Source organism: Actinomadura sp. 3N407 (genome assembly GCF_052245875.1).
Lineage (GTDB): Bacteria > Actinomycetota > Actinomycetes > Streptosporangiales > Streptosporangiaceae > Spirillospora.
Window position 1 is genome coordinate 88,368 of record NZ_JBQQBP010000017.1, and the last position, 20,384, is coordinate 108,751.

Below are 20,384 nucleotides of genomic sequence, written 5' to 3' on the forward strand. Positions count from 1 at the left end.
AAGCCGGAGGGGATGGACACATGGACCAGCAGCGGATCGCGCGTTTCACCCGCGCGGGCGTCGCCGACGCCGAGGTGTCCGCACACCCCTTCGCCACCGAAGACGGGCTGGGTTTGAACCTGACCCGGTTCCGCCGCGCCGACTGCGACGATGTGGTCCTGCTGGTGCACGGGCTGACGACGTCCAGCGACATGTACATGATGCCGGAGCACACCAATCTGGTGACCTTCCTGCACGACGCCGGGTTCGGCGACGTGTGGGCGCTGGACTTCCGGATGAGCGGCCGGTTCCCGTACAACGCCGAGACCCACCGCCACGACCTCGACGACGTCGCGCTGTACGACCACCCGGCGGCGCTGGCCGAGTTGCGCCGCCACATCGGGGACCGGCGGGTGCACGTCATCGCGCACTGCCTGGGCTCGGTGTCGTTCTCGATGGCCCTGTTCGCCGGGACGGTCACCGGCATCACCAGCCTGACCTGCAACAGCGTCTCGCTGACCCCGCGAACGCCGACCTGGTCGAAGATCAAGCTGGGGTACGGGCCGGCGCTGATGGAGTACGTCCTCGGACCGTGCCAGATCGACCCGCGCTACGGGGAGGCGCCCGCGCTGACCCGGGGCTGGATGCTCGCCAAGGCGGTCGCGCCGTTCCATCGCTCGTGCGACGAGCCCGCGTGCCACATGCTCAGCTTCATGTGGGGCGGCGGGAAGCCGATCTTCTCGCACGACAAGATGTCGCCGGTCACGCACGGCCGGCTGCCCGACCTGTTCGGGGCGTGCAACGTCCACTACTACCGGCACATCCACAAGATGGTGAAGGCCGGCCGGGCCGTGAAGTACGACCGCCGCGCCCCGGCCCACGCGGACCTGCCGGACGACTACCTCGCGGGCGCCGCGTCGGTCGCCACGCCGATCCTGTTCCTCACCGGAGACCGCAACCACGTGTTCACCGACTCCAACATCGTCTGCCACCGCCTGCTCGAATCGACCACGCCCGGTCTGCACGAGCTGGCGGTCCTGCCCGGCTACGGCCACCAGGACCCCTTCATGGGCGCCAACGTCGACGCCGAGGTGTTCCCCCAGGTTCTCGACTTCTTGAAGCGGAAGGCGGGTTGACCATGGAACAGGTCGGCGGAGGACAGGTCGGCGGAGGGCGTGTCGGCGGAGGGCGTGTCGGCGGAGGGCGTGTCGGCGCCGAGCATGTCGACGCCGTCGTCGTCGGGTCCGGGTTCGGCGGATCGGTGGCCGCGTACCGGCTGGCCGAGGCCGGACGGTCGGTCGTCCTGCTGGAGCGCGGGCAGCCGTACGCGCCGGGCACCTTCCCGCGGTCGCCCCACGAGCTGGGACGGGCGTTCTGGGACCCGGCCGCCGGGCTGTACGGGATGTTCGACGTGTGGCGCTTCAAGGGCTGTGACTCGGTGGTGTCCTCGGGGCTCGGCGGCGGCTCGCTGATCTACGCGAACGTGCTGCTGCGCAAGGACGAGAACTGGTTCGTCCACGACCGGCCGCTGCCCGGCGGCGGGTACGAGCCGTGGCCGATCTCGCGCGCCGACCTGGATCCGCACTACGACTCGGTCGAGAAGATGCTGGGCGCGACGCCGTACCCGCTCGACCAGGTCCCCTTCGACGACACCCCGAAGACGCACGCGATGCAGGACGCGGCGGCGGAGCTGGGGCTGCAGTGCACGCTGCCGCCGCTGGCGGTCAGCTTCGCCTCCCAGCCGGGCGGCACGCCCGCGCTGAGCCTGCCGATCGTGGACGCTGGGTACGGCAACATCCACGGCGTCCCTCGGCGGACGTGCCGGCTGTGCGGCGAATGCGACATCGGCTGCAACGAGGGCGCCAAGAACAGCCTCGACCACACCTACCTGTCGGCGGCGGCGCACCACGGCGCCGACATCCGCACCTCCCGCGAGGTGAAGGCGCTGCGGCCGAGGCCCGGCGGCGGGTACGAGGTCGACTACGTCCACCACGCGGATCTGACGGCGAGGAAGAGCCGCCCGCCCGTCCAGACGATCACGTGCGACCGGCTGGTCCTGGGCGCCGGCACCTACGGCACCACGTACCTGCTGCTGAGGTCGCGGGACGCGTTCCCGGGGCTGAGCGACGCGCTCGGCACGCGGTTCAGCGGCAACGGCGACCTGCTGACGTTCCTGATGCGGGCCAAGGACCGCAACCGGGTCCGCCCCCTGAACGCCAGCCGCGGCCCGGTGATCACCACCGCGATCCGGCTGCCGGACGAGCTGGACGGCGTGCCCGGCGCGGGCCGCGGCGCCTACATCCAGGACGGCGGCTACCCGGGGTTCACCGACTGGATCGTCGACGGCTTCGACATCGGCAACGACTTCGAACGCGCGGTGAAGTTCCTGTGGGACCGGTTCACCGACCTGTTCCGGGACGCGCCGGACACCAACCTGTCGAAGGAGATCTCGGAGCTGATCGGCGACGGCGCCCTCACGGTCAGCTCGCTGCCGCTGCTCGGCATGGGACGCGACGCCGCCGACGGGCGGCTGCACCTGAAGGACGGCCGGCTCGCCGCCGACTGGACGGCCGAGAGCAGCGAGGAGCTGTTCAGCCGGGTCCGCAAGACCATGCAGGGCATCGCGGACGTCCTCGGCGCCGACTACGCCGACAACCCGATGTGGTTCCGCAAGCGCATCATCACCGTCCATCCGCTGGGCGGCGCCCCCATGGGCGTCCACCCGGGCGAAGGCGTCTGCGACGCCTTCGGCGAGGTGTTCGGGTTCCCTGGCCTCTACATCGCCGACGGGGCGGCGATGCCGGGACCGGTGGGCCCGAACCCCTCGCTCACGATCGCCGCGCAGGCCGACCGGCTGGCCACGCGGCTGCTGGAGGACGCGTCCGCACAACGGGGTGCGGGCGGCTCCGCCGCGACCGTCCCGTCTGCCACGGGGGCCGGGCCGGTCGGGGGAACCGGCTCGCCGGACGGGGCGGGGAACGGCTCGACGTACGGTCCGGATTCGGGGCGCCACGGAGGGTCATGGGGACCGTCCACCGTGGCGGCGGGCCGTACGTCGCTGTCGTTCACCGAGGAGATGAAGGGGTTCGTCACCTACGGGGAGACCGATCCGCGGATCGGTGAGATGGCCGACGGCCGCCGGTGGCTGTCGTTCCGCCTGACGATCACCGCGGAGGACACCGACCGGTTCCTGGCCGAACCGGACCACGAGGCACGCGCCGAGGGGTGGGTCGACGCGGCCGGCCACGGGGGCCGGCGTCCCGTGGAACGCGGCACGTTCAACCTGTTCGTCGCCCCTCCGGACGACCAGCAGGGCGGGCACGGCCAGGACAGGCAGGACGAACGGCGGCTGATGAAGTACCGGCTGTTCTACACCGACGGCGACGGCGCACGGCGCACGCTGAGCGGGCAGAAGGACGTCCTGCACGGTCCGCCGACGCGGATCTGGCCGGACACGTCCACGCTGTACGTGCGGCTGCTGGATGGCCATGTCGGCGAGGACGAGGAGGACGGCGCCGAGGTCGTCGCGGCGGGTGTGCTGCACATCCAGCTGACGGACTTCGCGCGGCAGCTCACGACGTTCCGCACGTCGGGGCCGGACGGGGTGGAGAAGCTGTTGAGCTTCGGCAGGTTCTTCGCCGGTGAGCTGTGGGAGGTCTACGGCCCCGATCCCGCGTGAGCGGGAGGGGCCGACGGGGGGCCAAGTTCGTGCAGGCCGAGGGAACTGCGGGGTGCTCTCGGCCTGCACCTTTTCCGCCGGGGGCCGCGCGGGGGGTCGCGCGGCCTCCGGCCCCACGGCGTCTCCCGGGAACGCCCCTCAGACCCCGGTGTCAGATGTCGCCGGCCTGGCGGGCGGGGCAGTCCGGGGGGCACTTCTCGGCGTGCGCGGGCAGCCAGCGGGTGAAGGCCGACAGCATGAGCCGGAACATGAGCCGCAGCAGGGGGCCGGTGCCGGGGATCAGCGGCTCGAGCTCCGCCTCCCAGCGGATGGCGGTGCCGGAGCCGCGGGCCTCCAGGTGGACGTCCGACCGGTAGCGGCGGACCGGCAGCCCCGACAGGGCGACGTAGCCGAAGTGCGTGTACGGCTCGTAGGCGACGGTCTGCTCGCTGGCGGGCCAGATCTTCTTGACCGTCCCGACGCCGTAGGTGGTCGTGTCGCCCTTGCGGGCCCGCTTGGCCGGGATGGGGAACTTGCCCCACGCGCCCCACGCCTCGGGGACGGCCAGATGCCGGAACAGTTCCTCGGGCGTGGCGGTGGACGTGGCGGTGGCCTGGATCATTACCGAAAGGTAGCCAGCCGGGCACGGCGGGCACAAGCGGGTCTCCCCGCCCCTGTCAGCACGCACCTGCCAGCACGCACCTGCCAGCGCGCCCATGTGAGCACGCGGTGCGTCAGCCGCCGGTGAGGCGGGCGGTGTAGACGGCGCGTGCCGCGTCCAGCAGGTCGAGGTGGGCGACGAGCTGGTTCGGGTCGTCGATGCGGGCGGCGCGGCGGAGCAGGTCCTCCAGCCGGTCGAGGTATTCCAGGCACCAGCGCAGGTCCGCTTCGCGCGCGACGTGCCGTCCGTCCACGTGCAGGTGAACGGGACCGGTGTGCGCGAACGCGCCGGAGTAGTGCATGGAGCGCTCGTGCTGCGGGCCGATGGCGACGGCGACGACATATGTCGGGTTGCCTGCGGTGAGCTCGGCGGTGACCTCCCCCGGCGGGCCCTCGGCGAGGACGCCGTCGGCGGTGCGCAGTTCGATGCGGAGGACTTCGGGCCCGATCGTCCGCGCGGTGACGGTGACGCGTTCGCCTGGGGCGACGTCCAGGACGTCTCCTGGGCCGTGACCGTTCACGTCCAGCTCCAGCCAGGGGCCGGTGGTGGCGAACGTGCGTCCGCGGCGGATCGCTTCGGCGAACGACGCGGCGGTCAGCGGGCCGTCCACCCGGGCGTAGACGCGTTCCCATCCGGGCGGGCTGGACTGGTTGCCGCGCCGCTGGAACGACAGCATCGCGTCGGTCCCGGCGGTGACGGCCAGGGTGTTGCCCGCGCCGAGCAGGCGCCGGTACACGATCGCGGTCGTCTGGATCGAGGAGTGGTTGAGGACGTCGAGGGAGTCGATGAGGCCGAGCGCGGCGTCGGCGACGATCTCGCGGGCCGAGCAGTTGCGGCCTCCGGCGAGCGCGGCGGCGGGCGGGTCGTCCTCGTTCACCGGGATGTGGAACGGGTGGCTGTACCCCAGGACGGCGCCGAGGTCGCGCAGCTCGCGGCAGCCCACGCCGTTGGGCGGCCAGTCGGCGGTGCCGAGGAACCCGGTGTGGAAACGTCCGGGCGGCGCCGTGACGCCGAACGCGTACAGGTGCCCGAGCAGGTCGTTGCGGTATTCGACGCCGAGGCGGGCGAGGTGGGTGGCGTCCGACCACGGCATGTCCCGCCCGGCCCAGTGCTCCAGGGCCTCGCGGTCGTAGACGCGCTGCGAGGCGACGTTGCCCGCGACGAGGTTGAGGACGTGCAGGTCCTCCCCGTGCTGGACGGCGGCGGCCTGCGCGGGCGTGCCCACGTTGTCGCCGGCCCAGTTCATGTGGACGTGCATGTCGCCGCCGTACCAGCCCCTGGCGGCGGCGTCGTAGAGCCGCCGCGGGGACAGTTCGACGAGTGTCTCCACACCGACGCCTGGGGCGATCTCCGTCTCGGCGGTGTCGTACTCCATCCCTCTGGTGACGCGCACGGTGAGCGGTTCCGCGGGCACGTCGAGGACGATGTCGTCGCCGTGGAAGTAGGGGGCGCGGTGGGCGTCGACCCTGTGCGGGGCGTCCGCCGGGTACCAGCCGTGCCCGTCGGAGCCGACGACCGTCCACCGGCAGGGGAACCCGGAGCGCAGCCGCAGCCGTCCGGCGAGGGCCTGCCGGGTGAGCGGGCCGAGGGGGACGCGGGTCCCGTCCACGGCGAGGTGGCTGTGCGACGTCACCGGGACGAGCCGCGCGCCGCGCGCGGGGACCTCGTGGGCGGCGCCGTCCACCCGCACGACGGCCGGAACGTCCCGTGAGGAGTCGATGAGCAGGGTGGTGCGGAAGGGGTCATCGTTCAGCACCGCCCGCGGGAGTGCCTCCAGCGACGCGCCGCCCGGTGCGACGCGCAGCGCGGGAAGGTTGTCCAGGACCCGGCCGCCGAGCGCGTCCCGGACGACCTCGTGCAGGTCGAGGTCCCGGACGCGGGCGTCGATCTCCTCGTCGGACGCGCCGGGGTGCTCGTCGACGACCTTGCGCAGGCAGGTGATCCAGTAGTCGTGCTCGTCCATGAGGAACGCGCTGGTGGCGATCTGCCGGACGTAGCCGATGGGGTCCTCGCCCCAGGTGGGGCCGTGCTCGCGCAGCAGCGCCCGGTACTCCTCCAGGGCTCGCGCGACCGCGGGCGGCAGCGGCGCGTCCGCGTCGCACATCGTCCCTCCCGATGATCGGCGGCCCCGTGATCGGCGGCGCCGTCAGCGTGACACGGAACCCGCCCGCAGCCCAGCGCCCGCCGTTCCCGCGGCGCAATTCACGCGCCGCGGGTGGCGAAACGTTCGACCCGGTAGAAGGATCTTCTACCGGCGCGCCGGTCAGCGGGGCACGGTCAGCGGGCGAAGCCGTACAGGCGCTCGACGTGCAGGCGGATGACGAGGCGGCGGTCCTCGACCATGGCCTGGCGGTACTCGTCCCAGTCGGGGTGCTCGCCGCGGATGTCCCGGTACACCTCGACGAGTTCCTCCACGGCGGCGTCGCCGGGGTCGGCGGCGACGGCCGACAGGTCGGCGTCGCCCTCGGCGACGGCGTACGACCAGCCGTCCGGGGAGCTGACGTGCAGGCTCGCCCGGGGGTCGCGGGCCAGGTTGCGGGCCTTGGCGCGGTCGGCGGTGATGGAGATCCGGACGAGCCGGCGGTCCGGGTCGAAGTGGTAGTTGATGTTGGACAGCTGGGGCCGCCCGTCGCGCTTGAGGGTGGCCAGCACCCCGAGGTCGCGTCCCGCCACCAGGTTCACCAGCGCCGCGTCGTCCGCCATCGTCCGCCTCCGTGGGAAGTTCCGGTTTCAGGCGACAACCCCGCGCCGGATCGATCCCTTCCCGGCCCCGGGCGGGGATCCGGTCGATCACCTGGACGCGAGGGCGGGGAAGTCGAGGACGCGGGCGCCGGGGGCGGAGCCGCCGTCCGGTCCGCCCCGCTCGCCGCCCGCGCCGTCACGGCCGCTGCTGCGGGCCGCGCGGCCGGTGAGGATGTGGCCGCGGAACGCCGCGCCCTTCGCGGTCACCTTGATGGCCTGGAACGCCTGCGGCGGCAGTGCGCAGAACCCGGTCCGGACGACGTCCTCGAACAGCGAGTCCGAGACGACGTAGGCCAGGTCGCGGTCCGCTTCGTCCACCAGCAGGCGGCGCAGCGGCGCGGCGTCCAGCAGCCGCTGGACGACGATGGGCGCGTCGCCGGCGGGCCCGAACGGCCCGGCCGTCAGCGTGCCGTGGTGCAGGGAGAGCCGCACCCGGAGCCGGAAGCGGCCCGCGTCCCGGTTGACCTCTCGCAGTGCCTCGGCGAGGCCGATGACGAAGTCGCCGGCCACCGGTGCGGGGTCGATCCCGTCCGGCAGCGTGGCGAGTTCGCCGTCCCCGCCGACCTGCTTCTCCCAGCGGCCTCGGTCGAGGCCGACGCCGCGTGCCGCGTGGTCGAGCGCGTCCGACAGCTGCCGCTGCGCGAGCAGCTGCTCGCGCGTGTCGCGCTTGCTGTAACCCTGGATGTCCACCGCCAGCAGCAGGCGGTAGGTGAGCTGCGTGTTCCCGTTCCCTTTCACTATGCCGATCCGCCCCTCGGTCCTCTGTGGGCAAATGGGCCTGATGCCCGCATTCGCTCCAAGCGTGGAGTGAGCGTTGCCCGGCGGAGGTCCGCCGCGGTGAGTCGTTCGGCAATACGACGCGGCCCGCGGGCGGCACGCGCCAGGGGTAAGGAAAAGGTAGCGAACTAGTAAGGGATCAACCGGAAAATCCACGGCGAAAACGGGCGCTGTTGAACCTCCGGCCGCCTGGATCCCGTACTGCCTCCCAACGTGACACCAGGCTCACGGTCACCGCGTCGCCCCGCCCCCGCACCCGCCGGAGACCCCCGATGGCCCACAGATCACCGACCGCCGTGTCGGCCCCCCGAGAACGACCAGCCGGCCCGTGGAGCTGGTTCCGCGGCCCGCAGCCCTCGGGCGGTGTGGACGACCAGGTGATCGTGACCGAGCTGTACCGGGTGTACGGCCGTCCGCTGCTGTCGTTCGTGCTGCGCCTCACCGGCGGCGACCGGCACTGGGCCGAGGACGTCGTGCAGGAGACCATGATCCGCGCCTGGCGGAGCGCGCACCAGCTCGACGAGAACGCGACGTCCCTGCTGCCGTGGCTGGCGACGGTCGCCCGCCGGATCGTCATCGACGACCAGCGCCGCAAGAACGCCAGGCCGCAGGAGGCGGGCGAGGGCCCGCTGGAGAACATGCGCGTCCCCGACGGGTTGGAGGATCTGCTGCGCTCCGTCGTCGTGTCCGAAGCCCTCCTCGCGCTGTCCCCGGCCCACCGCGAGATCCTCAACGAGACGTTCTTCCGGGACCGCTCGGTGAACGAGGCCGCCAAGCATCTCGGGATCCCCGTGGGCACGGTGAAGTCCCGGGTCTACTACGCGCTCCGGGCGCTGCGCGTCGCCCTGGAGGAGAGGGGTGTGACGCCATGAGCGCGGACATGCTGCACATCGACGTCGGCGCCTACGCCCTCGGCCTCCTGGAAGAGCCCGACCGGCGCGCGTTCGAGGCGCACCTGCCGACGTGCATGCCCTGCCACGAGGAACTCGGCGAGCTGCGCGGGATCGCCCAGACGCTCGACGGCATCGGGCCGATCGCCGACCCGGCGGGCACGATCCCTGTGCCGCCGGAGCCGGCGGTCGTCTCCGACCTGATGCGGCACCGGATCCGCAGACAGCGGCGGCACCGCGCGGCGCGGGCGCTGGCCGCGGCCGCCGCCGGGGTCGTCCTGCTCGGCGGGGCGCTCGGCACCGGCTTCACGCTCGGCGCCGACCGGGAGCAGGCCCCGCCCCAGCCCGACACCGGGACGGCGGCGCTGATGCGGGACGGGCAGCAGGTGTCGGCCTCCGACTCGGGCACCGGCGTGACCGGGACGGTCGCGATGCAGGACAAGGCGTGGGGCAGCCGGATCGGTCTGAAGCTCAGCAAGGTCCGCGGGCCGCTGAAGTGCGAGCTGGTCGCCGTGGACGGGCGGGGCAACGCGCACACGGTCGCCGGATGGTCCGTCCCCGCCAAGGGGTACGGGCTGCCCGGGTCCGCGCAGCCGCACCTGACGCTGCAGGGCGGCACCGCGCTGAACCCCGAGGAGATCAGCCGGTTCGAGGTCCGGACCATCGGTGAGGGCCGCACGCTGCTGACCGTCCCGGCGTAGGCGCGGGCACGGCCGCGCGGGCAGACCAGCGGCGCGTTCCCATGGCCCGGCCGCACCGGCCGCGGGGACGCGCCGCCGCCTTACGCATCGGCCCTACGTATCTCGGCCTCACGTACCTCGGCCTCACGTATCTCGGCCTCACGTACCTCGGCCTCGCGTATCGGCGCCGCAAGTCTCATAGGCTGATGCGGTGAGTGCGACCCGATCGTCCGCGAGCCCGGAGCTGATGCTGCCGGGGCTGCGCGAGGTGTACGCGGCCTACGTCCGGGAGGCCGGCGCCCTGCCGTCGCTGCCCGGCCCGCTGCAGGCGGAGGTGTGGGTGTCCGCGCAGCTCGGCGGCCTGGAGGCCGCCGCCCCGCACGTGCAGGGGCGGCGCGCCGCGCTCGGCGACCTGATCACCTGCCTGCGGGCGGCGGCGACGCCGGGCGCGCGGGCGTTCCTGCGGGCGCTCGCCGTGATCGGCCCGGTGGAGGGACGCAAGGCGGCGGGACGCGCGGCCGGCGAACTCGGCGGCGTCCCGGCGGCGCCCTGGGAGGGGGCGCTCGGACGCGTCGTCCCCGGCCACGTGTGGCTGATCCAGGAGGGGCCCCTGGACGGCGACCGCCTCGTCTGCGAGTTCCGCTACGAGGACGCGGGCACGCGGGGCATGCACGCGCTGGCCGTTCGGCTGTCGCACGGCGACGTCCCCTCCGAGGTGGTGATCGTCGGGGACGTCCCGGCGCTGATGGGGGCCGCGCGGCAGGCGATGCAGGCCGAGCTGTGCGTCGTCCAGCCCTACGACGCGGCGGCGGTGGGGCCGAGGCTCCGCGCCGCCCTCGGCACCGCGGAGCCGCTTCCCGAGGGGTGCTATCCGGCGCTGGCGCTGGCCCGCCACCGCGCGGCCCTCCTGCCCGGCGGCCGGCCGCACGCCGGGGCGCCGGGGCGCGGCTAGCGGCCCATGGCGCGGTAGCGGCGCACCGACAGCGGGATGAACACCGCCGCGATCACCAGCGGCCACACCACCGCCATCAGGACGCTGTGCTGCGCCGCCCACGAGGTGCCCGCGTGCCCGGAGTCGCCGAACAGTTCCCGGCAGGCCGTCACGGTCGCCGACATCGGGTTCCATTCGGCGATCGCGCCCAGCCAGCCCGGCAGGGTGCTCGGCGCGATCATGGCGCTGGACAGGAACCCGATCGGCCAGACCAGGATCTGGACGACCGCCACCGACTCCGGTCCCTTGGCGACCAGGCCGAGGTAGATGCCGAGCCACACCAGCGAGAACCGCAGGAGCAGCAGGAGCCCGAACCCGGCGAGGGCGCCCGCGGCGCCGTCGTGGACGCGCCAGCCGATCAGCACGCCGCAGACGGCCATGACGGCCAGGGCGGCGACCGAGTGCAGCATGTCGGCGGTGGCGCGTCCCACGACGACGGCCGACTGGGCCATCGGCATGGCGCGGAACCGGTCGGTGACGCCCTTGGCGGCGTCGCCGGCGACGGCGGCGAACGTGGTCTCGACGCCGAACGCCATCGTCAGCGCGAACATGCCGGGGACGATGAACTCGCGGTAGCTGCCGCCGCCCGGCACGTCCATCTGGCCGCCGAACAGGTAGCCCATCATCAGCACGACCATCACGGGGAACAGCAGCGCGACGGCCACCTCGCCGGGCCGCCGCGCCCAGTGCGCGAGGGCCCGCCCGGTCAGTGTGCGGCCGTCGGCGACGGCCCACCGCAAGGTCTGGACGCTCATGCGCGCACCCCCTCCTTCTCGTTGCCTGTGTTGTCGTTGCCTGTGTTGTCGTTGCCTGTGGGGTCGGTGTCTGTCGTCTCGTCGCCGGTCTCGGTGAGGTGGAGGAACACCTCGTCCAGGGTGGGGCGGCGCAGGCCGATGTCGGCGACCGTGACGCCCGCCTCGTCCAGGGCCCGGACGGCCTCGGTCAGCGTCGCGGCGCGGCCGCTCACCGGCGCCCCGACGCGCAGCGCCTCGGCGTCCACGTCCACCTCGCCGGACGCGACGCGGCCGAGGATCTCGGCGGCGGAGGCGAGCGCCCCGGGGTCGTCCAGGACGACCTCGATCCGGTCGCCGCCGAGCCGCGCCTTCAGCGCGTCGGGGGTGCCGGCGGCGATGACGCGGCCGCGGTCGATCACCGAGATCCCGGTGGCGAGCCGGTCGGCCTCCTCCAGGTACTGGGTGGTGAGCAGGACGGTCGTGCCGCCGTCCACCAGGGTGCGGATCGCGTCCCACACCTCGTTCCTGCCGCGCGGGTCCAGGCCGGTGGTGGGCTCGTCCAGGAACAGCACGGGCGGCGCGAGGATCATGGACGCGGCCAGGTCGAGGCGGCGCCGCATGCCGCCGGAGTACTGCCCGGCGGGCCGGTCGGCGGCGTCGGTGAGCCGGAACCGCTCCAGCAGCTCGTCCGCCCGCCGCCGCGCCCGTTTCGCGCCGAGGTGGTAGAGGCGGCCGAACATGACGAGGTTCTGGCGTCCGCCGAGCACCTCGTCGACCGCCGCGTGCTGCCCGACGAGCCCGATCCTGGTGCGCACCTCGGCGGCCTGGCGCACCACGTCGTGCCCGGCGACGCGGGCGGTTCCCCCGTCCGGCCTGCTCAGGGTCGTCAGGACCCGGACGGCGGTGGTCTTGCCGGCGCCGTTCGGGCCGAGCAGCCCGTGCACGGTGCCGGCGGGCACGCGCAGGTCGAGCCCCGCGAGCGCGTCGGTGTCGCCGTAGCGCTTGCGCAGTCCCTCGGCGTCGACCGCGAACCGTGAGTCGGCCACGCGTCCTCCCAAACTCGGTGCGTGATAACTATGTACGCAGTACGGATTTACCATCGGAAGCAATATAACGTACGAAGTACAGAGTTTCATCCCTGGAAGGATCGGCGATGTGACGACCGAGTACAGCGGGGGCGGTGACCCCCGGCGCAGCCTGGAGCTCCTCTGGGGCGTCAAGGAGCCGCCGAAGCGCGGCCCCAAGCCCCGCCTGACCGCCGAGAAGATCGTCCGGGCCGCGATCGAGGTGGCCGGCGCCGAGGGCCTGGAGGCGCTGTCCATGCGCCGCATCGCCGACGAGCTGGGCGTGTCCCCCATGTCGATCTACACCTACGTCCCGGGCAAGGCCGAGCTGATCGACGTGATGGTGGACCGCGCGTTCGGCGAGCTGACGCCGCCGTCCGGCGACGGCTGGCGGGCGCGGCTGGACCACATCGCCCGCGACAACTGGGCGCTGTACCACCGCCACCCGTGGCTGCTGCGGGTGACCCTCGCCCGGCCGCCGATGGGCCCGAACACGATCGCCAAGTACGAGAACGAGCTGCGCGCCGTGGAGGGAGTCGGCCTCACCGACCTGGAGATGGACTCGGTCGTCGCCCTCATCACCGGGTTCGCCGAGAGCGCCGCCCGCGTCTCGGTCAACGCCGCCGAGGCCGAGCGCCGCAGCGGCGTCAGCGACATGCAGTGGTGGGAGGCCGTCGCACCCGTCCTCGAGAAGTTCGTGAACGAGGACGACTACCCGATCGGCACCCGCGTCGGCACCGCCGCGGGGATGGAGTACAGCGCCGCCATCGCGCCCGGCCGCGCCTTCGAGTTCGGCCTGGCCCGCGTCCTGGACGGCATCGAGGTCCTGATCAGCTCCCGCTAGCGCGCTTGGTCCGCTTCGTCGGGACGGCACCGGCGGGGTCCTCCGGCCACGGATGCCGGGGGTAGCGTCCGCGCAGCTCGGCCCGGACGGCCTTGTAGCCTTCGCGCCAGAACGAGGCCAGGTCCGCGGTGACCGCCGCCGGGCGTCCCGCCGGGGACAGCAGGTGCACGACCAGCGGCACCCGCCCGCCCGCGAGCCGGGGCGCCGCGTCCCACCCGAACAGCTCCTGCAGCTTCACCGCCAGGATGGGCCGCTCCTGCGCGTAGTCCACCCGGATCCGCGACCCGGACGGGACCTCGACCCGCTCGGGCGCGTACTCGTCGAGCCGCCTCGACTGCTCCCACGGCAGCAGCCCGCGCAGCATCGCCGTGACGTCGATGCGCCGCAGGTCGGCCCGGCGCCGCGCGCCCGCCAGCCACTCCGGGACGCGCTCCAGCAGCGCCGCGTCGCCGACGTCGGGCCACGGCTCGCCCAGCGCCCCGTGAAGGAACGCGAGCCGTTCGCGCAATGCGGTGGCGGCCCGCGTCCAGTTCAGCAGGCCGAGGCCTTCGGCGCGCACCCCGTCCAGCAGCGCCGCCCGCACCCGCTCCGGATCGGGGTCCCGCAGCGGCGACGCGTCCAGCTCGATCGCGCCGAGCCGCCCCACCCGGCGTGCCGCCACGTCCCCGTCCCGCCAGGCGATCTCCTCGGCGGTCTCCAGCAGCGGCGCCGCCGCGAACCGCGCCACGTCCTCGTCGATCACCACGGCCTGCCGCACCCGCGCCGACGCCGACCCGGCGGGACGGTCGGCCGAGGCGATCGCGAGCCACTCCGGCCGCGCCCCCGCCAGCGCCGACCCGGCGGCGAGCACCGCGCCCGTCCCGGACGCCATCAGGTGGCCGCTCCCCCGCCGCGCCCGCGCCACCCGCTCCGGGAACGCCAGCGCCACCACGACCCCCGCCACGGCGTCGTCGCCCCGCGCCGCCCAGCGGGAGGGCGCCGCGTCGGGCGGCGCGTTCTCGGTGAGGGCCCGGGGCGTGACGGCGCTGCGGAGGCGTCTGGTCTCGTCGCGCCAGCGGGCGGCGTGGGCGTCGGCGGGGCGGCCCGGGCGGCGGAGCGCGCGCCAGGTGGCGGTGAGGTCGTCGCCGGCGGACCGGGGCGGGGGCTCGGACAGGAGGGCGACGATCTGGGCGGCGTCGCGGGCGCCGACCTCGGAGGCGCCGTCGATCAGGGCGCGGGCCAGCCGGGGGTGGAGCCCGACGCGGGCGAGGACGCGGCCGCGGCCGGTGACGCGGCCGCCGTCCACGGCGCCGAGAGCGCGGAGGGTGGCGCGGGCGGCGTCCAGGGCGGCGGGCGGCGGCGGGTCGGGGAGGGCGAGGCCGCCCGCGCCGGGGTCGCCCCAGCAGGCGGCCTGGAGCGCGAAGCCGGTCAGGTCGGCCAGCTCGATCTCGGGGCGGGGGCGGGCGGGCAGGCGTTCGTGCTCGGCCTGCGTCCAGCAGCGGTAGACGGTGCCGGGGGCCTCGCGTCCGGCGCGCCCTGCGCGCTGGCGGGCGGTGGCGCGGGACGCGCGGACGGTCGTCAGGGCGCCGAGGCCGCGGGCGTGGTCGGTGCGGGGTTCGCGGGCGAGGCCGGAGTCCACGACCGTCCGGACGCCGGGGACGGTGAGGCTCGACTCGGCGACGGAGGTGGCGAGCACGACGCGGCGGCGATCGGACGGGGCGAGGACCGCGTCCTGCACCGACGGGGGCGCCTGCCCGTGGACCTGGAGGACGTCGGCCGGGACGCCGCCGAGCAGGCCCGCGACACGCGCGATCTCGCCGGCGCCGGGCAGGAAGCACAGGACGTCGCCGCCGCGTTCGGCCAGCGCCCGGCGGGCGGTGGCGGCGACGTGGGCGAGCAACGCCGGGTCGACGCGCATGCCGTGCGGCGGCGGTACGGGACGGGACGGCGGCGACCAGATCGTCTCGACGGGGTGCAGCGCGGCCGAGGTCTCCACGACCGGGGCCGCGCCGCCGTCACCGCCGAGGAGACGCGCCCAGGGGCCGGTGTCGGCGGTGGCGGACGCGGCGACCAGCCGCAGGTCGGGGCGGAGGGCGGCGCGGACGTCCAGGAGGAACGCCAGCGCCGTGTCGGCGTCCAGGTGCCGCTCATGGCATTCGTCCAGGATCACCGTGCCGACGCCGGCGAGTTCGGGGTCCGACTGGAGGCGCTGCAGGACGACGCCCGTGGTGACGACGTCGACGCGGGTGCCGGGACGGGTCTCGCCGCGGACGGTGACGCCGACACGGCCGCCGACGCGTTCGCCGAGGAGCCAGGCCATGCGGCGGGCGGCGGCGCGGGCGGCGAGGCGGCGCGGTTCCAGGACGAGGACCTTGCCGGCCGCGGGGACCCTGCCGGCCTCGGGCGGGCCGCCCTGCCCGCGGGTGAGGGCGAGCCCGGCGAGCGCGAGCGGGACGAGCGTCGTCTTGCCCGTCCCGGGGGGCGCCGCGAGAACGGCCGCTCCACGCTCGTCCAGGGCCGCGCGCAGGGCGGGGACGGCGTCGCGGACGGGAAGGCTCTCGGCGACGCTCAGCTGCATCCGACCAGTCTGCCCGGTGCCGGTGGGTGATGTCCGTGCCGGTGGGTGATCGTCCGTGCCGGTGGGTGATCGTCCGTGCCGGAAAAGCGACCGCGGATGAAAAGGGCTCCGAGCGTTGCGGTGATAGTTGCACCGTGCCTTTCAGCCATTCACCGGAGACGCTTAAAGTTCTTCCCAGGAATCGGCCGCGCAACCACGGGGAAACGCCAGGTGGGCAATGCTGTCCAGACCGGCGCTTGCCTTTCAGTTTGGTATACGTCACCTTGCAAAGTGTGGCGACAATGCCCCACGTATCCCCATAATGAGGGCGTCATCGCAGGTGCTGGGAGGTTCGTCATGATCGGCAGCTCCATCTATCTGAGGGACCGGGCCGCGTTCACCGGCGGTTCACCCCAGGCGGTATACGAGGAGCTCTGGCAGCGCGGCCGAAAGGGTAGATTGCGGACCCGCGCAATTCTGGCGGGCGCGACGCTCGTACTGTGCGGGCTGCTCGTCAACGCCGTATTCGGGATCGTGATGGCCGCCCTGGTGGCGTCCGCGGACACGTTCGTCCATTGGCGGCTTTACAACGCCTCCAGCGTGTGGCGGCGCGGGCTACGCGGCGAGGAGCGGACGAACCGGCTGCTGCGCCACACTCTGGAGCGGCGCGGGTACCGGGTCCTGTACGAGCGGACGATCCCCCAGCACGGGCAGGCCGACGAGCTGGTGGTCGGGCCGGGCGGCGTGTGGCTGATGCACAACGAGGCCTGGCACCCGGACGCGGAGATCTCCCAGCACGGAGGCAGGCTGTTCATCGACGGCCGGACCCAGTCCAGGCTGGTCGGCGCCCTGACCGCCCGCGCCGACGCCGCCGCGGACCTGATCTCGCAGGTCACCGAGGTCCCCGTGAAGGTGACGCCGGTGCTGGCCGTGCACGGCGGAAAGCTCACCAGGACGCCGTTCGCCGCGGACGGGATCGTGTTCGCGCCGCCGCTGAAGCTGATCCGCTGGATGAGCCGCAACCCGTCCGCCGACCACTCCCCCGACGAGGTCGAGGCCATCGCCAGGGCCGCCGTCCACGCGCTGCCCATCGGCGGCCGCATCACCCCGCCCGCGGCCGCCGCGTGATTTTCAGACACCTGTGGCCGGAGGGCTCACACGCCGCCGCCCACAGGGCGCCCACCGCCCGCTCTGGGCCCGCCACCCTGGCGGGCGGTGTGGCGCAACCACAGCAATCCCACGACCGGGAGCACCAGCGGGACGAATCCGTACCCGCGCCCGAAGGCGGACCAGACGGTCTCGTCGGGGAACGCCGCGGAGCCGGCGAGGCTGAGCGTCCCCACGATCAGCACACCGGCCAGCTCGACGCTGCAGGCGGCGACGGCGACCCGGAACGACGTCCGGCCGCCGAGGGCCAGCGCGACCGTCGCCAGGACGTAGACGGCCGCGGCGAACGCCGACAGCGCGTAGGCGAGCGGCGCGTCGGCGAACCGGGTGGCGATCTGCACGCCCGCGCGCGCACCGGCCGCGAGCGCGAAGATCCCGTAGACGGCGACCAGCACCCGTCCCGGCCCGCCGCCGGTGCCGGGGCGGGCCGTGCCGCCCGTGCGGGCTTCGGCGCCGGCGCGGGCGCCGTCGTCCGCACGGGCCTCACCGGCACGGGCGCGGTCGGGGTCAGACACCGGAGCCGCTCCACAGCCGATCCATCCGGACGATCATGACGGCGACCGCCAGCCCGGCGACCACGATCACACCGGGCCCCCACCGGGTGCGTTCCAGCAGGCCCCACCCGGCCCCCGCGAGGGGGATGAGCAGGATGCCGAGAAGGTAGCCGATGAAGGTGGCGGGGCTCGCGGGCCCCTCGTCGCCGGACACCTTGACGAACCCGACGACGGCCTGCGCGATCAGCAGGACCTCCAGCACGCCGAGCGCGACGAGGTGCCCGGTCCCCATCGGACGGTTGCGCACCGTCGTCACCAGGGCGTGGCCGGCGGCGAGCAGCGCCACCACGATGATCACGGTGGCCAGGACGTTCGTCACGGCACCGAGAGTACTACCGGTCGTAGAGGACGGCACCGCGGCCGCCGCCCGATTTGCGGCGGCATGTTCGGCGGCATGGCAGCATGGCGGGCGTGAACGCGCTGCAGTGGCTGAACGTGACCCGGCACGGTGAGAGCACCGGCAACCTCGCCTACCAGGCCGTGGAGGGCACCGACGCCGAGGAGGCCGGCATCCCCGAACGGGACGCCGACGTGCCGCTGTCGGACACCGGCCGCGCCCAGGCGGCGACGCTCGGCCGCTGGCTCGCCGCGCTCCCCGAGGACGAGCGCCCGACGCTGGTCGTGTCCTCCCCCTACGTGCGGGCCCTGGACACCGCGAAGATCGCGCTCGCCCAGACGTCCTACGCCGCGCCGCGGGACCCGGGGGGGCTGCGGCCGCGGGTGGACGAGCGGCTCCGCGACCGCGAGCAGGGCGCCCTGCAGGGCCTCACCACCCTCGGCGTCGAACGCCGGTTCCCCGAGGAGGCGGAACGGCTGCGGCACCTCGGCAAGTTCTACTACCGGCCGCCCGGCGGGGAGTCGTGGGCCGACCTGGCGCTGCGGCTGCGCAGCTTCTACCGCGACCTGGGGGCCGACGCCCCCGGCGGACGGGTCCTGGTCGTCACGCACGACGCGATCGTCGTGATGACCCGCTACCTGGTGGAGGACCTGACCGAGAAGGAGGTCATGGAGATCGAGAAGGAGACGGTCGGGAACGCGTCCATCACCCGGTGGCGCCAGGGCGGCTCCGGGCTGCGGGCCGTCCGCTACAACGACTGCGCCCACCTGATCAACGCGGGCGTCTCCGCCTCGTGACCTCGCGGCCCGGTGACCCCGCGGCCTCGTGACCCCGCGGCCTCGTGACCCCGGCCGCCGCCGCGCCGACCGCGCCGTCCGCCCGCGCCGCTAGATCTCGCCGTCGAGCAGGCGGTCGCTGCGGGAGGCGACGGCGGCCTGCCGCGGGTCCCCCGGCAGCAGGACGACGCGGAGCCGCTCCAGCACCTCCAGGTCGGCGCGGCCGGGCTCGGTCTGGGCGTAGGTCCACATCGCGTCGCCGCAGCCCCGGTCGAGCAGCTGCCGCCGGACCCGCACCGCCAGCTCGTCACGTTCGGCGCGGACGGCGGGCGCGTCGGAGCGGGGCAGCAGCTCACCGGTGTACAGCCGCACGGCCGCGGCGACGTCGCCGTCGTCCAGGAACCGCCGCACGGTGAGGAAGTCGGCCTCGACCGCGCACCCGAGCCGGTAGGGGCGGGCGGGGATGACGCCGCCGAGCTGCTGGCGGAGCCGGTGGATCTCGGGCCGGACGGTCGCGGCGCTGCCGTCGTCGCCGTACAGGCACAGCGCCAGCCCGTCGCCGGTCAGGCCGCGGGGGTGCAGGGCGAGCAGCGCGAGGATCTCGGCGTGCCGCAGCGTCAGGGTGACCGGGCGGCCGGCCAGGCGCGCGTGCGGGCGGCCGTCGCCGAGGAACGACAGCGTCAGCGGCGGCCCCGCGCCGACCGCGGGCGGCACCGCCGCCGCGTCCTCCGCGCCGTCCTCGTCGTCCGAAAAGGGGGCCAGGCCGGGCGGCGCGTTGAGGCCGTGCCGTCCGCGGGGACCGGGCGGGCGCAGCAGGAACGCCTCGCCGAGCGGCTCGGCGACGGCGGCGCGGCCGTCGGGCAGCCTGACCGTCCCGCCGGACTCGGGGACGTTCACGCGCCGCCCCCGCCACCCCGCCGGGCCCAGGCCGGTCAGGTCCGCGAGGATGCGGCCGGTGGCGGTGACGAGCACACCGGCGTCCCGCAGCCCACGCAGGTGCGGCAGGAGCCGTTCGCGCAGCCCCTCGTCCCGCTGCCGCATCTCGTTCTCCAGCCGCGACTCCGCGAGCCGCGCGGCGGTGGCGACGAGCGCGACGGTCGCCGGATGCAGCGCCCGCACGGTCGCGCTGACGTCGATGCAGCCGATCACCCGCCCCGAGTCGGGGTCGCTGATCGGGGCGCCGGCGCACGACCAGCGGTGCAGGACGTGCGCGACGTGCTCGGCGGCGTAGACGTACTCGGGGCGCCCGCTGGCCAGGGCGGTGCCGATGCCGTTGGTCCCGACGGTGTCCTCCGCCCAGCGGAACCCCTCGGTCAGCCCGATCGCGTCGGCGGCGCGCCGCGCGGCCGGCGGGCCCTGCGTCCACAGCACGTGCCCGGCCTCGTCGGTGATCACCATCAGGTGCTCGGTCTCGTCGGCGACCCGCCGCAGCAGCCCCTCCAGCATCGGCAGATGCCGTTCGAGGGGGTGGGCGCCGCGCGCGTCGGCGAGGACGTCCCGGTCGAACACCAGCGGCGCCGCCATCACGGCCACGTCGACGCCGGCGTCCCGGGAGCGCCGCCACGACTCGGAGATCGGCGGCCGCACGGCCGCGGGCTTGCGCACCATGAGCGGAACCTTTTCGTCCTCGGCAAGGGCTGCAGGGGCAGGGCTCTGGCGACACGCCGGACAGGAAAAGGCTCAGCCCTTTCCCCCGGAGCGAACCTCGGCACGTCCGAGGATCGGCCCATCCGCGGGGGCGGCGCAACCGATTCGGGGTATCTCGCCAACCCGAATCCCGCACGTTGCGTGACCGAATCGTCGCAACGTGCATGCAACCTGGGGATGCGTAGCGTGGCCCGCGCTGGGAGCCGACTGGGCCATCGTGTGGTCCCGCCGTCCCGCACGCGTCCGGGGGGAATGCGAGCGGGGCGGCGGGCTCCCCGCATCACGGGGAGGACGAACGACGCATGCTCTGCCTGACCTGTCACCGTGTCCGCCCGGCGCTGAGCCGG

At 74.3% G+C, this 20,384-nt stretch carries 18 protein-coding genes; 8 read left to right on the plus strand and 10 right to left on the minus strand.

The window, feature by feature from the left end:
- The first annotated feature begins 20 nt into the window (after positions 1-20).
- Positions 21-1,115, plus strand: a complete 1,095-nt coding sequence (locus ACTWPP_RS34050) for an alpha/beta hydrolase (RefSeq protein WP_443108510.1) — start codon at positions 21-23, stop codon at positions 1,113-1,115.
- Between the two features lie 2 nt (positions 1,116-1,117).
- Positions 1,118-3,658: a GMC oxidoreductase gene (locus ACTWPP_RS34055; protein WP_443108511.1), complete on the plus strand. Its 2,541-nt coding sequence runs from the start codon at positions 1,118-1,120 to the stop codon at positions 3,656-3,658.
- Between the two features lie 151 nt (positions 3,659-3,809).
- Here ACTWPP_RS34055 and ACTWPP_RS34060 read toward each other — a convergent pair whose 3' ends face one another.
- The 4 genes from ACTWPP_RS34060 to ACTWPP_RS34075 all read right to left on the minus strand — a co-directional run bounded on the left by ACTWPP_RS34060 (position 3,810) and on the right by ACTWPP_RS34075 (position 7,778).
- Positions 3,810-4,259 carry an SRPBCC family protein gene (locus ACTWPP_RS34060; protein WP_443108512.1) on the minus strand — a complete coding sequence of 150 codons (450 nt, stop codon included), beginning with the start codon at positions 4,257-4,259 and terminating at the stop codon, positions 3,810-3,812.
- A 112-nt stretch (positions 4,260-4,371) separates the two neighbouring features.
- Positions 4,372-6,402: a CehA/McbA family metallohydrolase gene (locus tag ACTWPP_RS34065; protein WP_443108513.1), complete on the minus strand. Its 2,031-nt coding sequence runs from the start codon at positions 6,400-6,402 to the stop codon at positions 4,372-4,374.
- Between the two features lie 173 nt (positions 6,403-6,575).
- Positions 6,576-7,001 carry a PPOX class F420-dependent oxidoreductase gene (locus tag ACTWPP_RS34070; RefSeq protein WP_443108514.1) on the minus strand — a complete coding sequence of 142 codons (426 nt, stop codon included), beginning with the start codon at positions 6,999-7,001 and terminating at the stop codon, positions 6,576-6,578.
- An 87-nt stretch (positions 7,002-7,088) separates the two neighbouring features.
- Entirely contained in the window at positions 7,089-7,778 is a 690-nt protein-coding gene (locus tag ACTWPP_RS34075) for a hypothetical protein (protein ID WP_443108515.1), read from the minus strand.
- 311 nt (positions 7,779-8,089) lie between these two features.
- Here ACTWPP_RS34075 and ACTWPP_RS34080 point away from each other — a divergent pair, with 311 nt between their 5' ends.
- The 3 genes from ACTWPP_RS34080 to ACTWPP_RS34090 all read left to right on the plus strand — a co-directional run bounded on the left by ACTWPP_RS34080 (position 8,090) and on the right by ACTWPP_RS34090 (position 10,339).
- Positions 8,090-8,689 (plus strand): sigma-70 family RNA polymerase sigma factor, encoded by a 600-nt coding sequence (locus ACTWPP_RS34080; RefSeq protein ID WP_443108516.1) that lies wholly within the window; start codon positions 8,090-8,092, stop codon positions 8,687-8,689.
- Entirely contained in the window at positions 8,686-9,408 is a 723-nt protein-coding gene (locus tag ACTWPP_RS34085; protein ID WP_443108517.1) for an anti-sigma factor family protein, read from the plus strand. The genes ACTWPP_RS34080 and ACTWPP_RS34085 overlap by 4 nt, the downstream gene beginning before the upstream one ends.
- Positions 9,409-9,598: 190 nt before the next feature.
- Positions 9,599-10,339, plus strand: a complete 741-nt coding sequence (locus ACTWPP_RS34090) for a hypothetical protein (RefSeq protein ID WP_443108518.1) — start codon at positions 9,599-9,601, stop codon at positions 10,337-10,339.
- Here the strand turns inward: ACTWPP_RS34090 and ACTWPP_RS34095 are convergent.
- The gene (locus tag ACTWPP_RS34095) at positions 10,336-11,133 is read right to left on the minus strand and encodes an ABC transporter permease (protein WP_443108519.1); all 798 of its coding nucleotides are present in this window, start codon (positions 11,131-11,133) and stop codon (positions 10,336-10,338) included. The genes ACTWPP_RS34090 and ACTWPP_RS34095 overlap by 4 nt on opposite strands.
- Positions 11,130-12,158 (minus strand): ATP-binding cassette domain-containing protein, encoded by a 1,029-nt coding sequence (locus ACTWPP_RS34100; RefSeq protein WP_443108520.1) that lies wholly within the window; start codon positions 12,156-12,158, stop codon positions 11,130-11,132. Before ACTWPP_RS34100 ends, ACTWPP_RS34095 begins: the two co-directional genes overlap by 4 nt.
- A 109-nt stretch (positions 12,159-12,267) precedes the next feature.
- On the opposite strand from ACTWPP_RS34100, the gene ACTWPP_RS34105 reads away from it, so the two are divergent.
- On the plus strand, positions 12,268-13,020 hold the full coding sequence (locus ACTWPP_RS34105; protein WP_443108521.1) for a TetR/AcrR family transcriptional regulator: 753 nt from the start codon (positions 12,268-12,270) through the stop codon (positions 13,018-13,020).
- On the opposite strand, the gene hrpB is transcribed toward ACTWPP_RS34105, so the two are convergent.
- The gene (gene hrpB / locus ACTWPP_RS34110) at positions 13,007-15,577 is read right to left on the minus strand and encodes an ATP-dependent helicase HrpB (RefSeq protein ID WP_443108522.1); all 2,571 of its coding nucleotides are present in this window, start codon (positions 15,575-15,577) and stop codon (positions 13,007-13,009) included. The two genes, ACTWPP_RS34105 and hrpB, sit on opposite strands and share 14 nt — an antisense overlap.
- Positions 15,578-15,913: 336 nt before the next feature.
- On the opposite strand from hrpB, the gene ACTWPP_RS34115 reads away from it, so the two are divergent.
- A complete protein-coding gene (locus tag ACTWPP_RS34115; protein WP_443108523.1) occupies positions 15,914-16,684 on the plus strand; it encodes a nuclease-related domain-containing protein in 771 nt (256 codons plus the stop codon).
- Positions 16,685-16,710: 26 nt separating this feature from the next.
- Here ACTWPP_RS34115 and ACTWPP_RS34120 read toward each other — a convergent pair whose 3' ends face one another.
- On the minus strand, positions 16,711-17,118 hold the full coding sequence (locus ACTWPP_RS34120; RefSeq protein WP_443108629.1) for a hypothetical protein: 408 nt from the start codon (positions 17,116-17,118) through the stop codon (positions 16,711-16,713).
- A gap of 112 nt (positions 17,119-17,230) precedes the next feature.
- Positions 17,231-17,596 (minus strand): hypothetical protein, encoded by a 366-nt coding sequence (locus ACTWPP_RS34125; protein ID WP_443108524.1) that lies wholly within the window; start codon positions 17,594-17,596, stop codon positions 17,231-17,233.
- A gap of 83 nt (positions 17,597-17,679) precedes the next feature.
- Here ACTWPP_RS34125 and ACTWPP_RS34130 point away from each other — a divergent pair, with 83 nt between their 5' ends.
- Entirely contained in the window at positions 17,680-18,411 is a 732-nt protein-coding gene (locus ACTWPP_RS34130) for a histidine phosphatase family protein (protein WP_443108525.1), read from the plus strand.
- A gap of 90 nt (positions 18,412-18,501) precedes the next feature.
- On the opposite strand, the gene ACTWPP_RS34135 is transcribed toward ACTWPP_RS34130, so the two are convergent.
- On the minus strand, positions 18,502-19,998 hold the full coding sequence (locus ACTWPP_RS34135) for a GAF domain-containing protein (RefSeq protein ID WP_443108526.1): 1,497 nt from the start codon (positions 19,996-19,998) through the stop codon (positions 18,502-18,504).
- Positions 19,999-20,384 lie beyond the last annotated feature (386 nt).

What these genes read in the sequence shown, in the direction of transcription:
- ACTWPP_RS34050 (WP_443108510.1), top strand. Translation starts at nt 21, where the DNA reads ATGGACCAGCAGCGGATCGCGCGTTTCACCCGCGCGGGCGTCGCCGAC.
- ACTWPP_RS34055 (WP_443108511.1), top strand. Translation starts at nt 1,118, where the DNA reads ATGGAACAGGTCGGCGGAGGACAGGTCGGCGGAGGGCGTGTCGGCGGA.
- ACTWPP_RS34060 (WP_443108512.1), bottom strand. Translation starts at nt 4,259, where the DNA reads ATGATCCAGGCCACCGCCACGTCCACCGCCACGCCCGAGGAACTGTTC.
- ACTWPP_RS34065 (WP_443108513.1), bottom strand. Translation starts at nt 6,402, where the DNA reads ATGTGCGACGCGGACGCGCCGCTGCCGCCCGCGGTCGCGCGAGCCCTG.
- ACTWPP_RS34070 (WP_443108514.1), bottom strand. Translation starts at nt 7,001, where the DNA reads ATGGCGGACGACGCGGCGCTGGTGAACCTGGTGGCGGGACGCGACCTC.
- ACTWPP_RS34080 (WP_443108516.1), top strand. Translation starts at nt 8,090, where the DNA reads ATGGCCCACAGATCACCGACCGCCGTGTCGGCCCCCCGAGAACGACCA.
- ACTWPP_RS34085 (WP_443108517.1), top strand. Translation starts at nt 8,686, where the DNA reads ATGAGCGCGGACATGCTGCACATCGACGTCGGCGCCTACGCCCTCGGC.
- ACTWPP_RS34095 (WP_443108519.1), bottom strand. Translation starts at nt 11,133, where the DNA reads ATGAGCGTCCAGACCTTGCGGTGGGCCGTCGCCGACGGCCGCACACTG.
- hrpB (WP_443108522.1), bottom strand. Translation starts at nt 15,577, where the DNA reads ATGCAGCTGAGCGTCGCCGAGAGCCTTCCCGTCCGCGACGCCGTCCCC.
- ACTWPP_RS34115 (WP_443108523.1), top strand. Translation starts at nt 15,914, where the DNA reads ATGATCGGCAGCTCCATCTATCTGAGGGACCGGGCCGCGTTCACCGGC.
- ACTWPP_RS34130 (WP_443108525.1), top strand. Translation starts at nt 17,680, where the DNA reads ATGGCGGGCGTGAACGCGCTGCAGTGGCTGAACGTGACCCGGCACGGT.
- ACTWPP_RS34135 (WP_443108526.1), bottom strand. Translation starts at nt 19,998, where the DNA reads ATGGTGCGCAAGCCCGCGGCCGTGCGGCCGCCGATCTCCGAGTCGTGG.